At 58.1% G+C, this 14,159-nt stretch carries 13 protein-coding genes; all 13 read left to right on the top strand.

Annotated features, from left to right (window positions below; genetic code table 11):
- The first annotated feature begins 2 nt into the window (after nucleotides 1-2).
- The 13 genes from GM658_RS10845 to GM658_RS10785 all read left to right on the top strand — a co-directional run bounded on the left by GM658_RS10845 (nucleotide 3) and on the right by GM658_RS10785 (nucleotide 14,072).
- On the top strand, nucleotides 3-2,411 hold the full coding sequence (locus GM658_RS10845; RefSeq protein ID WP_155454070.1) for a polysaccharide lyase 8 family protein: 2,409 nt from the start codon (nucleotides 3-5) through the stop codon (nucleotides 2,409-2,411).
- Nucleotides 2,408-3,085, top strand: a complete 678-nt coding sequence (locus GM658_RS10840) for a PEP-CTERM sorting domain-containing protein (protein WP_155454069.1) — start codon at nucleotides 2,408-2,410, stop codon at nucleotides 3,083-3,085. Before GM658_RS10845 ends, GM658_RS10840 begins: the two co-directional genes overlap by 4 nt.
- Before the next feature lie 65 nt (nucleotides 3,086-3,150).
- A complete protein-coding gene (locus GM658_RS10835; RefSeq protein ID WP_155454068.1) occupies nucleotides 3,151-4,206 on the top strand; it encodes a LacI family DNA-binding transcriptional regulator in 1,056 nt (351 codons plus the stop codon).
- Nucleotides 4,207-4,376: 170 nt separating this feature from the next.
- Nucleotides 4,377-6,806: a TonB-dependent receptor gene (locus GM658_RS10830; protein ID WP_155454067.1), complete on the top strand. Its 2,430-nt coding sequence runs from the start codon at nucleotides 4,377-4,379 to the stop codon at nucleotides 6,804-6,806.
- 77 nt (nucleotides 6,807-6,883) lie between these two features.
- Nucleotides 6,884-8,317 carry a glycoside hydrolase family 88/105 protein gene (locus GM658_RS10825; RefSeq protein WP_155454066.1) on the top strand — a complete coding sequence of 478 codons (1,434 nt, stop codon included), beginning with the start codon at nucleotides 6,884-6,886 and terminating at the stop codon, nucleotides 8,315-8,317.
- A 226-nt stretch (nucleotides 8,318-8,543) separates the two neighbouring features.
- Nucleotides 8,544-10,253 (top strand): M1 family metallopeptidase, encoded by a 1,710-nt coding sequence (locus tag GM658_RS10820; RefSeq protein WP_155454065.1) that lies wholly within the window; start codon nucleotides 8,544-8,546, stop codon nucleotides 10,251-10,253.
- A 328-nt stretch (nucleotides 10,254-10,581) separates the two neighbouring features.
- A complete protein-coding gene (locus GM658_RS10815; RefSeq protein ID WP_155454064.1) occupies nucleotides 10,582-10,986 on the top strand; it encodes a hypothetical protein in 405 nt (134 codons plus the stop codon).
- 753 nt (nucleotides 10,987-11,739) lie between these two features.
- Nucleotides 11,740-12,090 carry a hypothetical protein gene (locus tag GM658_RS10810; RefSeq protein WP_155454063.1) on the top strand — a complete coding sequence of 117 codons (351 nt, stop codon included), beginning with the start codon at nucleotides 11,740-11,742 and terminating at the stop codon, nucleotides 12,088-12,090.
- A gap of 113 nt (nucleotides 12,091-12,203) precedes the next feature.
- Nucleotides 12,204-12,404, top strand: a complete 201-nt coding sequence (locus tag GM658_RS10805) for a hypothetical protein (RefSeq protein ID WP_155454062.1) — start codon at nucleotides 12,204-12,206, stop codon at nucleotides 12,402-12,404.
- Nucleotides 12,401-12,826, top strand: a complete 426-nt coding sequence (locus GM658_RS10800) for a hypothetical protein (RefSeq protein WP_155454061.1) — start codon at nucleotides 12,401-12,403, stop codon at nucleotides 12,824-12,826. Before GM658_RS10805 ends, GM658_RS10800 begins: the two co-directional genes overlap by 4 nt.
- Nucleotides 12,827-12,862: 36 nt before the next feature.
- A complete protein-coding gene (locus GM658_RS10795) occupies nucleotides 12,863-13,267 on the top strand; it encodes a hypothetical protein (protein WP_155454060.1) in 405 nt (134 codons plus the stop codon).
- Nucleotides 13,268-13,370: 103 nt separating this feature from the next.
- The gene (locus GM658_RS10790; protein WP_155454059.1) at nucleotides 13,371-13,652 is read left to right on the top strand and encodes a hypothetical protein; all 282 of its coding nucleotides are present in this window, start codon (nucleotides 13,371-13,373) and stop codon (nucleotides 13,650-13,652) included.
- Between the two features lie 45 nt (nucleotides 13,653-13,697).
- Complete coding sequence (locus tag GM658_RS10785) at nucleotides 13,698-14,072, top strand: hypothetical protein (protein WP_155454058.1); 375 nt, start codon at nucleotides 13,698-13,700, stop codon at nucleotides 14,070-14,072.
- Nucleotides 14,073-14,159: the final 87 nt, after the last annotated feature.

Here is a 14,159-nt window from a genome sequence, read left to right as displayed (position 1 = left end):
AGATGAGACATGCTCTGATGGCGCTGGCCGTAGCGGCAAACCTGCTTCCTGCTACGGCGACGGCCGGCGACCAATTCGATGCCATGCGCGCGCGTTGGCAGGTGAAACTGGTCGGCGCAGCGGACCAGGAGCGCAGCGCGCCGGACGTGGCAGCCCAATTGAAAGCGCAATCCGAAACGGCGCAGCGCGCGCTGGCCGGCATGGCGCGCGAACCGGACGCCAAGGTGCTATGGCCCGATGTCGCCGGTTTCAATGACCCATACCCGACCAAAGCCTCTGCCGCCGTGACTGCAAGCGCATCGCGCCTGGTCCAGATGGCGCAAGCCTATGCCGCTCCAGGCACGCCGTCCTACCACGACCCGCAATTGGGCGCCGGCGTCGCAGCCGGCCTTGATTGGCTGGAACGCCACTATTACACCGCTGGCCGCCACGAATTTGGCAACTGGTGGGACTGGCAGATCGGCACGCCCTTGCATTTGCTGAATGCATTGAGCCTGGCCGATGACGCGGTGCCCGCCGAACTGCGCCTCCGCACGCTGAATGCAGTCAACTGGCACGTGCCCGATGGCCGCTACAAGACCCGAAAAGACGGGACGCTGGACAAGAACTGGCTGGAAGAGGGCGCCAACCTGCTGGACAAAGGCCTGGTGATGGTCCTGAGCGGCATGCTGGGCAAGGATGGCGCGCGCATTGCCGGCGGCCGCGATGCGCTGGCATTGACGCTGGATTTTGCGACCGAAGGCAACGGCTTTTACCGCGATGGCTCCTATGTCCAGCATACCCACATCGCCTATAACGGTGGCTACGGTGCTGTGGCGCTGTCCGATTATGCGCGCTTGCTGTACATCCTGTCGGGCACGGATTGGGCCCTGAAAGACCCGCGCGCGCCGCGCATTTTCCAGTGGGCGCGGGATGGCTTTGCCGCCGTGCTGGTTGATGGCGCGATGCCGGATGCACTGCGCGGCCGTGGCGTTTCCCGGCATGGCCAGACGGACCATTCGGTGGGACGCGGCATGATTGCCTCGCTCGCGGTCATCGCCGAACAGGCCCCGCCAGGCGAGCGCGCCGAACTGCGCTCGGCCATCAAGGGCTGGATGCAGCGCGACCGCACTTTTGGCGCCAGCTATTTCGCCAGGCCGAATGGCGAAGGCGTTTCCAATATCGCTCTTTATGAGCGTGGCTTGCTGGAACAGATCGCCGCCGATCCGGCGCTTCCCGCTGCGCCGGAAGCGCAAGGTGCCCGCATCTACCCCTCCATGGACCGCGCCATGCTGCGCGGCCAGGGCTTCACCGCAGTGGTGAGCATGTTCTCGCCCAGGATTTCGTCGTTCGAGACCGGCAACAGGGAAAACCTGAAACCCTGGTGGCAGGGCGTGGGCGTTTTGCAGCTATACGATGCGGACCAAAGCCAGTTCGATGGGGATTACTGGGCTACGATCGATCCGCAGCGCCTGCCGGGTATCACGACCGACCGTTCCGGCAAGGCGGGGCAAGCCGAATGGAAGAAATTCCCCAACACCGAAACCTGGGTCGGCGGGGCCGCACTGGGAAAATACGCAGCAGTCGGCATGGCCTTCTCGCTGCACCAAGTGACCGGCTCCAGCCTGCATGGCCGCAAGAGCTGGTTCCAGCTGGGCGATCGCGTGCTGGCGCTAGGCTCCGGCATTGACGGCGGTGAAGGTCCAGTGGAAACCATCGTGGACAACCGCCGCCTGATGGATGCGAAGGGCGCGCGGCTGCTGATCGACGGCAGACCCGCCGCCAACGGCAGCAAGGCCAAAGCCAATTGGGCACACTTGCAGGACGATCGTTCCGGCAGCCGCATCGGCTATGTATTCCCGCAAGGAGTCCCGCTCAATGCCGAGCGTTCCGAGCGCAGCGGCAGTTGGCGCGAGGTCAACGGACTGACAGGCGCGCCGGGCGAGGTGCGCGACAGCTACCAGGTGCTCGCCATCCCGCAAAGCAGCCCGCAGTACGCCTACCTCCTGCTGCCGAACGCCAGCGCCGATGAAACGCGCGCGGCGGCTCGAGATTCCGGCGTGAGCATCGAAGCCAACAACGAGCAGGCGTCAGCCGTTTCGCTGCCGAAGCAGGACGTGTACGCCGCCAACCTGTGGCAGGCTGGCAGCGCGCCGCGCGCAGGCAAGGCCTACGTCTGGAGTTCAGCTCCCGTGGCCCTGGTGACGCAAACTTGCGGCGGCAAGCTGCAGATATCGATTGCCGAGCCGACCCAGCGCGCCGCCTCGCTGGAACTGCGCTTCAACCATGCGGTGAAAGATGTCGTCAGCCTGGCTTCGGGAATGACCGTTATCGAGAAATCGCCGCAACTGCGCCTTCGCATCGACACCACAGGCGCCGCCGGCGCCAGCTTTAAAGCCGAATTTTCACTTAACTCAGAGATTTTGCGATGAAAATGACTTGCGTTGGATTGTTGGCAGCGGCCGCCCTGTTGCTTGGCGCGCCCGCGACTGCGGGTGTGATGGCCTATGGCGGCACCGTGCTGAGCGCACCGGCCGGCAGTTTTGGCCTGTTGGCGCCACGCCTGTTCGATCAATCCGGCCTCTCGAAAAGCTATGTCAGCGGCACAACCGATTTCACGCAATACGCGGCTTCCGGAGTGACCCACCTTGGCTCGTCCACGACGAACGGCACCGGCTACTATGCGGCGGCTGGCGCCACGGTCGATATTGACCTCGGCCAGACGCTGCTCCTGCGCAGCTTGGCGCTGTGGAACGATAACGATGCCCAGGGCGTGAAAAATTTCAGCCTGTCGCTCGCCGATAACCCCGCCTTTGCCAACGCAGTGTCGCTGGGCAGCTTTGTGGCCCAATATGGGTATAACAATACTTTCCTTTCCTATTCCAGGGGCACGGCTGCCCAGCTGTTTGACCTGAACGATGCAGTCGGCCGCTATGTGCGAATCAAATTCGAAACGGCCAATTCTGGCAGCAACATCAACGTGGGCGAACTGGTATTCGGCGCCCAGCCACCCCAGGAAATTCCCGAGCCCGGCACCATTATGCTGACAGGCCTCGGCCTGCTGGCGGTGGCCTGCTGCCGCCGCAGGAGTGGCACAACAAAGTGACACCCCATCCCGCCTTTCCCGTTACAATATAAATATCGTTAACGGAAATCGTAGCAGGGAATAACATGAAGAAAGCTGGCGTAACACTTGTCGACGTGGCCAAACTGGCCGGCGTATCGGTGATGACCGCCTCGCGCGCGCTGAGCGGCGAAGGCTATGCTTCGGAAGAAACCCGAACGAAGGTGCAGGCTGCGGCCAAGCAGCTGGGCTATACGCCCAATGCGCTGGCGCGCATGATGAAGGGCGGTAAAACCAACGTCATCGGCGTGGTGGTCAATGACTTGACTTCCTCGGTGATCAACTGCTTCGTGACGGCGTTGAGCGAAGAGGTGCGCAAGGTCGACATGGACCTGTTCATCTATAACTCGCTGGGCGACCTGGGCGACGGCAAGGGCAAGCGCGTGAGCCAGATGCTGCACGGCTTGTGGGATGGCCTGGTCTATGTTTTGCCGCGCATGACCGACGACTACCTGGAGACGCTGGAGAAGAGCTCCAGCCCGATCGTCCTGATCAACTACTTCCGCCACGAGACCAGTTTGCCCGTGGTACGCGGCGATAACGTCAACGGCGCCCACGACGCGGTGTCGCACCTGGTTGAACTGGGACACAGGCGCATTGGTTTCATTCGAGGCAATGCCTATACCGGCCAGAGCGACCTGCGCGAACAAGGATATGTGAAGGCCTTGTCCGATGCCGGCATCGAGCTCGATCCGGCGCTGGTCTACCAAGGCAATTTCAGCGAACAATCCGGCATGGACGGCGGCCATCACCTGCTGTCGCTGGCCGAACCGCCAACCGCCATTTTTGCCGCCAGCGACGCCATGGCGCAGGGCGCGATGACGGCGATCCGGGAAAAAGGCCTGCGCATTCCGGAAGATATTTCCGTCATCGGCTTCGATGATATTCCATCGGCCGCAATGACCCGGCCGCCATTGACTACCTTGCGCCACCCGTTCGATGCCATGGCCCACGCTACCGTGCAGGAGCTGGTGCGCCGCATCAAGGGCGAGCCTGGCCGCCGCCATCGCATTGAATTCCCGAGCGAGTTCGTGGTGCGCGAATCGACCGGTCCTGCGCCTGCCGGCAGTTCCTCCAAGCGCAGCCGCCTGCGCCGCGTGTAGTTTTTGCGCAAAATCGAAAGAAACTCCTTGAGTTCAGCCAGAAATGAGTGGTATCGTTATCACAGTGCGCAGCTTCCAATGCTGCGTTTTTCTGACACAGGAATGATAACGTTAACTCACCGGCTCCCAGCAGAGCAGGGCGTGCCAAATTCAAACGAGGAGGAGTAGCTGTGGATATCACCAATCAATCTCAGGGCAGTTTTGTAGTACGGCCGGTCGTGGCTGCCGTAGCCCTGGCGGTAGCAAGCTTCGCGCATGCGCAGGAAGCAAAGAAGGACGAGTCGGTGCAACTTGAGAAGGTTGTTGTTACCGCCAACAAGCGCGCGCAGAACCTGCAGGACGTGCCGGTCGCAATCACCGTTCTGAACGATGAAGTCCTGCAGCGAAATAACGTCAAGGACTTTGATAACCTGCCAGCGCTTTCGCCGGCATTGTCCGTCACCTACAGCACGCAGCCAGGCAATTACAGCATCAATATGCGCGGCATTGGCACCTTCTCGTTGGGAGTGGGCGTGGAAGCCGACGTGTCGGTGATTATCGACGATATTCCATTCGCAATGCAGGCCAATGCCTTCAAGGATCTGGCCGACGTGAACCGCATCGAAGTGCTGAAAGGCCCGCAAAGCACCCTGATGGGCAAAAGCTCGATTGCCGGGGCCGTGAATATCAGCACCAAGCCAATCGACAGCCTGTGGAAGAGCAAAGTCTCGACATACCTGACCAATGACCATGAGTGGCGCATCAGTGGCAGCACGTCCGGCGCGCTGAGCGATACTGTGCGCATGCGCCTGGCCGCGGGCAAGAGCGCCAACCCGGGTGTGGTGAAAAACCTGACCGACGGTAAGAACCTGAACGGCTCGGACGACACCAACTTCGCCGGCAAGCTCGAATGGAACCCGGACGACCAGTGGTCGGTGATGTTTGCGCCACGCTACAGCAAGTTCAATAAGAATTGCTGCGTCAGCCCGTTCCGCATGATGACCAACACCGGAGGCCTGTACAACATCAATAACGGCTTCACCTACGCTTCCAACAACGATCGTATCCCGGTCAGCAAAATACTGGGCGGCATTGTCCCGGGACCGGACAATGTATCTGTGCGCAACGATTACCCTGCTGGTGGCAACGCTAAAGATATGGGAGCTGGCCTGAAGGTGGGTTACGCTTTCGGCGACAGCGGTTTCCTCGCCAACCATACGCTGACGTCGATTACGTCCTGGTCGCACTACATGATGGACGACTACCAGGACGGCGACTTCACTGACAGCGACGTCCTGAACAAGACCCTGATCGGCGGCAAACCTACCAATTTGCACGGCGGACTGTTCCAGCAAGGCCACTTTGACGTCAAGTCGAAAACCGAAGAATTGCGTCTGACTTCGCCGGACAAGGGACGCCTGCGTTACGTTGCCGGCCTGTTCTACGGCAAAAACGAACTCGGTCGTCATCTGGGCCGCTTCCCGGCCGGCACCTATATCACCGACTATACCGCTTCCGCTGAAAATACCAACTATGCCATCTTCGGTAATGGCACCTTCGACCTGACTTCGCAAACCAGCATTATCGCCGGCCTGCGCTTCAACCGCGAAGACGTGGCGTACACGTTTGACAGCCCGCTGGTGGCGCCAACCGTCGCCTCGCGCACCCAGCACCATTATGAAGGCACGGACGCCGAGAACAAAAAGACCGGCAAGCTGGGCCTGGAACACCGCTTCAACCCGGATGCCATGGGTTACGTCACCTATTCGACTGGCCACAAGGGCAAAGGCATTGACCTGACCAGTACCTTCAACGACAACAACTACAAGAACGGCTTTGTACCCGGCGAAGACGCGCACAGCGTAGAAGCAGGCTTGAAGTTGACCTTGCTCGACAACCGCATGTCCCTGGACCTGGCAGCGTTCAAGACGGACTTCAAGGGATTCCAGCAATCGGCGGGACAGACTGACGCGGACGGCATCTATCGTACCCAGTTGCACAGCATCGGCAACGTGCGCACAAGCGGCCTGGAGGCTGACATGAACTGGCGCGTTACCCGTGACCTGCTGTTGAACGGTTCGTTTGCCTACACGAAGGCGATTGTCACCGAATTCCCGAACGGCCCTTGCTACAGCGTGATCAACGCGGCCGGCACCGGCACCACGCCAGGCGGCAATTGCATCGTCAAGAATCCGCTGTTCGGCAATTCCAATACCGCGGACCTGGCTGGCATGCCTATGCCGAACGCGCCGAAATACAAGTTGAATATGGGCGGCCAGTACGAGATCCGCACCGATATGCCATTCGACGGTTTTGTCAATGCAGCCTATCGCTGGCAGAGCAAGGTGAACTACCGCATTGATCAGGACCCAACCTCCATCCAGAAGTCCTACGGCATCTTCAACCTGGGCGGTGGTATCAAGGACAAGAAGGGCGGCTGGAAGCTGAGCTTCATGATCAATAACCTGTTCAACAAGTCCTACGCGGCCAGCTTGGGTAACGTCGGTTACTTCAATACGATGTATGGCAGCACTGCAGCGGCACCGGTACACATCCAGCAATGGACTCCCGCGCGGGACTATCAGCGCTATTACTCGATGCGTGCGGACTTCGCATTCTGATTAACGCGTAGTCTCTCTCTTGGCGTACAAGGCCCCATCCTTGTGCGCCTTTTTTGCTAAACCGGGAAATAATAAAAATGCCTATTCAAAGAATCAAACGCGTTCCGCTGGCGCTGCTGTGCGCCAGCCTGTGTTTCAGCGGCAGCGCCATTGTGGCGGCCCTGCCCGCCAATGCCGCAACGCCTGCGGTCTCCAGCGCGCAAGTGCTGGCGCCTAGCGTTGTCCTCGAAACGATGGAAAAGGTAGCGGACTGGCAGTTGGAAAATCCGACCGGCTACCCGCTTGACGACTGGACCGAAGGCGTTGGCGATGCAGGCTTCATGGCCTTGTCCGGCATTTCCGCCAATCCGAAATATCGCGAGGCGATGCGGGCAGCCGGTGAGAAACTGCAGTGGCGCCTTGGCCCGAGCAAATTCCATGCGGACGACCATGTAGTTGGCCAGATGTATTCCGAGCTATACCTGCAGCTGCGCGACCCGCGCATGATTGCCAAGCTGCGCGCGCAGTTCGACGAAATGCTGGCCGAGCCGCGCCCCGGTTCGCTGAACTGGTTGGTGCCGGATGTGCTGCACCGGTGGGGGTGGTGCGATTCCTTGTTCATGGGCCCCGGCGCGTGGGCGCGCCTGACAGCAGCCACCGGTGATCAGCGCTACCTTGATTACGCCCTCAAGACCTGGTGGCAGACCTCCGACTACTTGTATGACAAGGAAGAACACCTGTACTTCCGCGATAGCCGCTATTTCGATAAAAAGGAAGAAAACGGCAAGAAGGTCTTCTGGGGCCGCGGCAATGGCTGGGTGCTCGCCGGCTTGGCGCGCATGCTGCAGTACATCCCGGACAATCGCCCTGAGCGCGAACGCTTCCTGCAGCAGTATCGCGAAATGTCCGAACGCCTGGCCGGTTTGCAGCAGGCCGATGGCTTGTGGCGCGCCAGCCTGCTGGACCCGGACAGCTATAAAAGCGCCGAGACCAGCGGCACCGGCCTGTACGCCTACGCCCTGGCCTGGGGCGTGAACCAGGGCATCCTGCCGCGCGATAAATATGCGCCTGCAGTCAAGCGCGCATGGCAGGCGCTGAACGCCAGCGTGCAGGCCAATAGCAAGCTGATTAACGTACAACCGATCGGTGCCGACCCAAAGCATTTCGACCCGCAATCGAGCGACGTGTTCGCAGTTGGCGCCTTCCTGCTGGCCGGCGCCGAGATGTACCGCATGGGTCTGGAAGAGGCGGGCGCGGTTCGTGTTCTGACGGTGCAGAACGACGGCGCAGCTGCGCGCCTGGATACGCCGGTCGATGTGGCCGATGTCGGCGATATGGCCGTGATGGACGCACTGACCACGCGCTTGCTGCCTACCGTGCTGGCCGGCAAAGACCTGGAGTTCCGCACAGATATCGCGGCGGGCGAGACGCGCCGCTATCTGCTGATTCCGCGCAGCCGCCTGCCTGCCGGCGGCAAAGGTGCGGGTCTGGCACGTGCTTCATTACCGCTGAAGGTCAGCCTGTCCCGCTGAGGGCCGCTTCAACGAAAAGCCCGCAACAGGCATCGTGATGCCGGATTTGATGTGGAAGGTACGTCGAAAGGCCAAGCCGAAAACTCCTTTCGGCGCACTTGTTTCCATTTTGGCGGTCTGGAATGCGATGTAATGAAATCTCGGTAGCGGGTATTTACGATCCCATCGGCTCCGCACTCCTTCAAGCGATGCTATATTGCACCATTACTTTGTTTCTGGACAATTCATGACCCGATGGAGTCTCACCGTCGCTGCCGCCGGTGCAGCGTTGCTGGCCGGATGTGCCACCCCGATGACTGATTTCACCGCCAATTCCGGTTCGCCGCGCGCCAGCGAACAGCTAGCGGTGAGCCTGGAAAATGTTGACCTTTCTCTGCGCGTCGACCCGACTTCGCAAAGTATCGCCGGGGATGCTGCGCTGACCTTTGCGTTGACTGCACCGCTGACGCGCATCGCCGTCGAACTGGATCGCAATTTGCCGGTGGACGGGGTCAGCGTGGATGGCGTGACCCTGGCACCATCGGCCATCAGCAATCCGGAAGGACGTCTTTTCCTGACCCTGCCAACGGCGCTGCCGGCGGGTGCCCGCACGGTCGTGCGTATCCGCTACCACGGCAAGCCGCATGTGGCGAAACGCGCGCCGTGGGACGGCGCTTTTGTCTGGAGTAAGACGGAAGACGGGCAGCCGTGGGTTTCGACCACGGTGGAAGGCGAGGGCTGTGACCTGTTCTGGCCATGTATCGACCATCCGCAAGGCAAACCGAAAATGATGGACATGCACATCACCGTTCCGGCCCCGCTGGTGGCCGCGGGTAATGGCATGTCCATGGGCATGGACGAAAAGGATGGCTGGCGTACCTGGCACTGGCGCGCAAAGAACCCCAGCACTTACGGGATCGCGCTAAATATCGGGCCGTATGAAATGCTGTCCGGTGAATACGACAGCCAGTACGGCAACAAGATCCCTCTGCGCTTCTGGTACCTGAAGGGCCACGACAAGCAAGCCAAAGGCCTGTTCACCGAATTCAAGCCAATGCTCAAGTTCTTCGAGAGCCGCATCGGCCCATACCCATTCGGCGACGAGAAGATGGGCGTGGTCGAAACGCCGCACCTCGGCATGGAGCACCAGACCATCAATGCTTACGGCAACGGTTACAAGAAAGCCCCGACGGGATACGACTGGCTGCTTCATCATGAACTATCGCATGAATGGTTCGGTAACCAGATGACCAACGCGGACTGGGACGACATGTGGCTGCACGAAGGCTTCGGCAGCTATATGCAGCCGCTTTACCTGGAATACCTGCGCGGCGACCAGGCCTACTACGCCGAGTTGTTCAAGCAACGCCAGCATCTGTTGAACAAAGTGCCGGTCGTGAGCGGAAAGTCGAAGCGCATCGAAGATGTATATGAAGAGGAGCGAGGCGGGCCAGGCAACGATATTTATGCCAAGGGATCCCTGATCCTGCACACGCTGCGTGGCCTGATCGGCGATGAAGCCTTCTTCCGCGCCACGCGCCGCCTTGTGTATGGCACCGATAACCCAAAGCCGGGCAACTTCCAGCCGCGCTACAGCAGTACCAAGGAATTCGTTGGCATCGTCAAGGACGTAAGTGGCCGAGACCTGGGCTGGTTCTTCGACGCTTATCTGTATCACGCTGCAGTACCGGAGCTGGTGGAAGAACGCGAAGACGACAAGCTCAAATTGCACTGGAAACTGAAGGATGGTGGCGCCTTCCCGATGCCGATCGAAGTGAGGGTGGGTGACCGCATCGAGCGCCTGGACATGGCTGATGGCAAAGGTGAACTGAAGGTACCGGCCGGTGAGTTGTACACCATCGATCCCCGTTCCCGCGTGCTGCGCCAGGAAGCCCATATTGATGAATGGCAGGCCGACGAAAAAGAGCGCAAGAAGAAGGCGGGGAAGGGGCAGTAATTCTTGCCCTGAACGAACCGGGCGGATCGTAACCCGATGAACGTTGAGACGTTCGTCGAACCGCTTCACGCTTCTGCAATTTAATCGGCGTTTTTACGGCAAGGTACAACGAGGCGCCCGTGCTGTTGATGCCTTCGAATGAGTTTACGCGTCGTGCTAAAATTTTCAAAAACGTCAATTTGACGTCGATATCACGTTTGGCGCTTTATGACCGTAGCTGCTTTGAGTGAACTTGAAGATCGAGCACTAGCGATGGCTGAGGGGAGTTCATCCGCGCTGCGCGCTCCAGCCGCCAGTTGTCGCACACGTTCGTCGTCCTAAATCATTTATGGCCTCAACTCACACAGAAAGCGCTATTGCACTTGGGGATTTCGTCGAGTCTTTGAATGGAAAGTCCGTTCAGATCTCCCAAGCGATTTCTTGGCGCCCTGGAACCGGCTTCGAACACCATTCAACCGTTCATTCGCGGTTTATCTTTCAGGTTGAACTGACATTGTGGTCTATGAGTGGCGGGCACTATATGCTGTTTGGGGCGCACGAAATTTCTTACGGCATCGGCACAAACAAACTCTTTAGCGTGCAAATTTCACCGGATGAAGCGATAGTAATTGAGCGCTATGGAGACGAAGCTGAGCGACGATCCTCCATCAAGGTCGTAGCGGCAGAAAAGCCGAACATTTCATCCAGCTCGGACGCGCAAAGCGCGCCGGTTAATCCAAGCCGGTTGGGCTGAACAATGCAGTGGAATGACTGGGCTCTGTTGGTTGCTGTGATCGTGTTACCCTTCATCGGGCTGCGCCACAGGCGCTGGTTCGTACGTTGTTGCTTGACTTTATTGGCAAGCACTTTTTGGGGCCCGCTTTTTGCGTGCGCCGTTGGGTGGTTACTTGGTATTCTGGGTGATCCTCGGCTGCTTTTTGTGGGCCTTCCGATGTCAATTGCAATTGGAGTATTCTTCTGGCGTCGATCCGAGAAAGTGGTGGATCACCACTTTGACTAACTATTTCATGCCCAATCTTTTAATCAGCCGGACGGCTTACGCGCTGCGCGCTACAGTCGTCGGTTCTCGTCGGTTTTGGGCCTAAATATGCAAACCGTACCGCTCTTTCTTGAAGATGGAAGTTCTGTGGTGGAGTATTCCCAGCTTATGCCAATCCGTATCAACCAGCCTGGTTCTCTTAGTGTCGGGGACTATTTTGAGAGCTGCTCCTTCCATCCTTGCCTCGTTTCGAGTGTCGATTCATCCGGGATTCAAGTGGAAGGAATCTCCCTCGTAGATGGGGGGACGCATTCGTGCAACGTGCGTCACTGTGGGCTCCGCTCACTGTCTGTCGATGAGGCGATTCGTTGGCGGCTTGCGGGGCCTGCTGATCTGGATTTGCCTCTTGAGGAGCGCTGGTGGTAACAAGGGAAAACAACTTGACCAACCGAACGGCTTGCGCGCTGCGCGCCTTGGTCGCCGGTTATCGCAAACGGTGAGTCTAAGATGCGACACGCAATCAAACAGCTCCTGCTTTTCATTCTTGTGCTTCCCCTCAGTGCCATGTTTTGGCGACTGGGTGCTGGTGCTGGCATGATCTTGCTCACTTTTGTTACTGGCCTTGCTGTTGCCGGCGCAAGGAATTGGCTTCCGTTGACCATTGCTTTACTTGTTATCGGTGGCATCTTGCTTGGCTTTTTCGCAGTTCTTTCCTCTACAGCTTCCCCGAGTGGAAGTCTGGTTATTGGGCTTGCCATTTTTGGTATAACCCCGCTTGCGCCTGCGATCTTCTTATGGTGTGCTCATAAACTTCGTGTAAAAAGCGGAGCGCTCGCTCGTCGTTGGCGGCGCAGCTAGTTAATTTCGTTCACATTACTGGCCAGTTGTCGGTTGTCGGCCACGTTGGACCACAAATCTGTCTTCACGCCGTACGTTTCGTCAGCCAGATATTTTTTTGACCCAAGGATTACATGGAAATCACAGCATTCGCTGCTCTCACGCGCAACGTCATACGCGACAACGGATTTGATGACTTCATTCCAGTTGCACGTCTGCCGGCCCGCCACGAAATTCGCGGACTTGATGGCATTGATCACGAGTCGGAGGAAACCCAGTTTAAGATAGTCCGTCGTCTGAATGGCACATTCGATAGCGGGATTTTCGAGGCATGAGCATGATTTTTTCAAGAATCACCGGGATCTTCCTAAGCGCCAGCTCAGTCCTCGCAAGCCTGTTATGTTTTTTTGTCCTCAGTGCTGATGCCAGTTGCGGGGCACAGGACTGGAGCTGTCGTACTCTAGCTGGTGTCGCGGTTGTTGCTATCGTAGTCGGTACTGCCTGTGCGCTTATTTTCACTAGCTTCGCAGTGATTCTGGGCCGGCTTCTGCAAGTCGCTGTGCCAGCGGCAAAGGTGCTTGAACCGGCACCAAGGGCAATTAAGGTCGCCGCGCTATTGAGCATCGCTCACTTTGTGCTCTTTGCGGTTTTGGGACTGTTAGGATTGCTTCCGGTTGGAGCCGCTTGGTGGCAAGGGGTTTTTAGCCTGCTTTCTCAAGAGCCGCGCGGAACTGTAATCTATGTGCCAATCCATTGACCGGCCGGACATTCCGGCCGGCACAATGCTCCAAATATGACCAACATCCTTGCTCGACTTTTCTTGTTGTCGCTGTTTGGACTGCCCGGCATCGCCTTGGCAGGTTATGACTTACATATCACCAGGGCTACTGAATGGGCACTGAGTTCGAAACAACCGATTTCGGAGCTTGAATGGAAAGCCGCTGTCGCTTCGGACGGCCAGCTTGAAATGGATTCGACCGCGACCGCTGAAAGTCCTCGAACACGAGAAGTCATTCAGGCTTCTAACACTTTGATGGCTTCGTGGATCGACCCTTCGTCGAAGGAAAAGCACTACTTCTACTATTTTGGAGGCGAAATCACGGTCAAGAATCCTAGTAAGAACGCAATCGCGAAAATGAAAGCAGTCGCCAAAAAGCTTGCGGCACGAGTTCAAGGAGACGAGGGTGAGTGGTACTGACGCAATTGGCTCTACACTCTTGCTCCAGTGATCCGCTAAGCCGAACATTGCCCGCCTTCGCGCCCCGCTGAGCAGGTGCTATGGCTGGCGAAAGGAAGACATCTTGGAAAAGTTTGAAAGTCTAGAAGCACTCGAGCGCTTTGAATTTCGATGGAAAATAGTCTTTACTTGTTTCGGACTGGTACTGGCTGGTGCACTGTTAGACTACATGCTGCGAACACCGCGCGGTCAAGAAGCCGTATGGTGTTATTCCGCAGGAGCGCTTGGCTTCATTGGAGCCCTGTTATCGGCATACAGGCTTCGCGACGGCGCAAGGATTGATGGTGTCCTGGATAGCCTGGATTTGCTCGGAGAAGATTTATCCCTCGGGGACTTAAGTGACTAAACCCAGCCAATCCGTTCTGCGGACGTTGAACCGCGCGAGGCTCCTATGATGGTAACTGATCTTCCATTTCCTATCGTGATCGTGGCTCCCGATGGCTGGGCTGAACTCATCGAGAACGGAAACGATGCAAACTCGTGGAACTCTATCGCCATTCGAAAATACTCCGGCATCGGCTTCATTGTGGCTGATGCCAGTGGCTCCGTTTGGGATTTGGTAAGTCTGACGCCGATCAGGAAGCCAACGTTGTTTGACCGTTTTAGACTCCAACCACGCCCCATTGTCACTGACGTTCTTCTCAAAGGTACAATTGGACACCCGCTTGCCATCTTCTGCGAACGTCTTCGCGACGCGTTGTCGGCAGATTCCGACTGTATGACACATATATGGACTCCTCCTCGTTTGCAAACATTCCGTTCTTGAACACCAGGTGCGACTGCTCACGTATATCCGGTCTCTAACTGCGTTGCCTCTCTTGAGGCACGGACCATAATGGGCTATTCGCGCGCT

This window comes from Massilia eburnea, from assembly GCF_009720745.1.
Classification (GTDB): Bacteria; Pseudomonadota; Gammaproteobacteria; order Burkholderiales; family Burkholderiaceae_D; genus Rugamonas; species Rugamonas eburnea.
This window is presented reverse-complemented; position numbering and strand designations above follow the sequence as displayed.

Excerpts from the sequence above, each read along its gene's own strand:
- GM658_RS10845 (WP_155454070.1), top strand. The coding sequence starts at position 3 with ATGAGACATGCTCTGATGGCGCTGGCCGTAGCGGCAAACCTGCTTCCT.
- GM658_RS10840 (WP_155454069.1), top strand. The coding sequence starts at position 2,408 with ATGAAAATGACTTGCGTTGGATTGTTGGCAGCGGCCGCCCTGTTGCTT.
- GM658_RS10835 (WP_155454068.1), top strand. The coding sequence starts at position 3,151 with ATGAAGAAAGCTGGCGTAACACTTGTCGACGTGGCCAAACTGGCCGGC.
- GM658_RS10825 (WP_155454066.1), top strand. The coding sequence starts at position 6,884 with ATGCCTATTCAAAGAATCAAACGCGTTCCGCTGGCGCTGCTGTGCGCC.
- GM658_RS10820 (WP_155454065.1), top strand. The coding sequence starts at position 8,544 with ATGACCCGATGGAGTCTCACCGTCGCTGCCGCCGGTGCAGCGTTGCTG.
- GM658_RS10815 (WP_155454064.1), top strand. The coding sequence starts at position 10,582 with ATGGCCTCAACTCACACAGAAAGCGCTATTGCACTTGGGGATTTCGTC.
- GM658_RS10810 (WP_155454063.1), top strand. The coding sequence starts at position 11,740 with ATGCGACACGCAATCAAACAGCTCCTGCTTTTCATTCTTGTGCTTCCC.
- GM658_RS10805 (WP_155454062.1), top strand. The coding sequence starts at position 12,204 with ATGGAAATCACAGCATTCGCTGCTCTCACGCGCAACGTCATACGCGAC.
- GM658_RS10800 (WP_155454061.1), top strand. The coding sequence starts at position 12,401 with ATGAGCATGATTTTTTCAAGAATCACCGGGATCTTCCTAAGCGCCAGC.
- GM658_RS10795 (WP_155454060.1), top strand. The coding sequence starts at position 12,863 with ATGACCAACATCCTTGCTCGACTTTTCTTGTTGTCGCTGTTTGGACTG.
- GM658_RS10785 (WP_155454058.1), top strand. The coding sequence starts at position 13,698 with ATGATGGTAACTGATCTTCCATTTCCTATCGTGATCGTGGCTCCCGAT.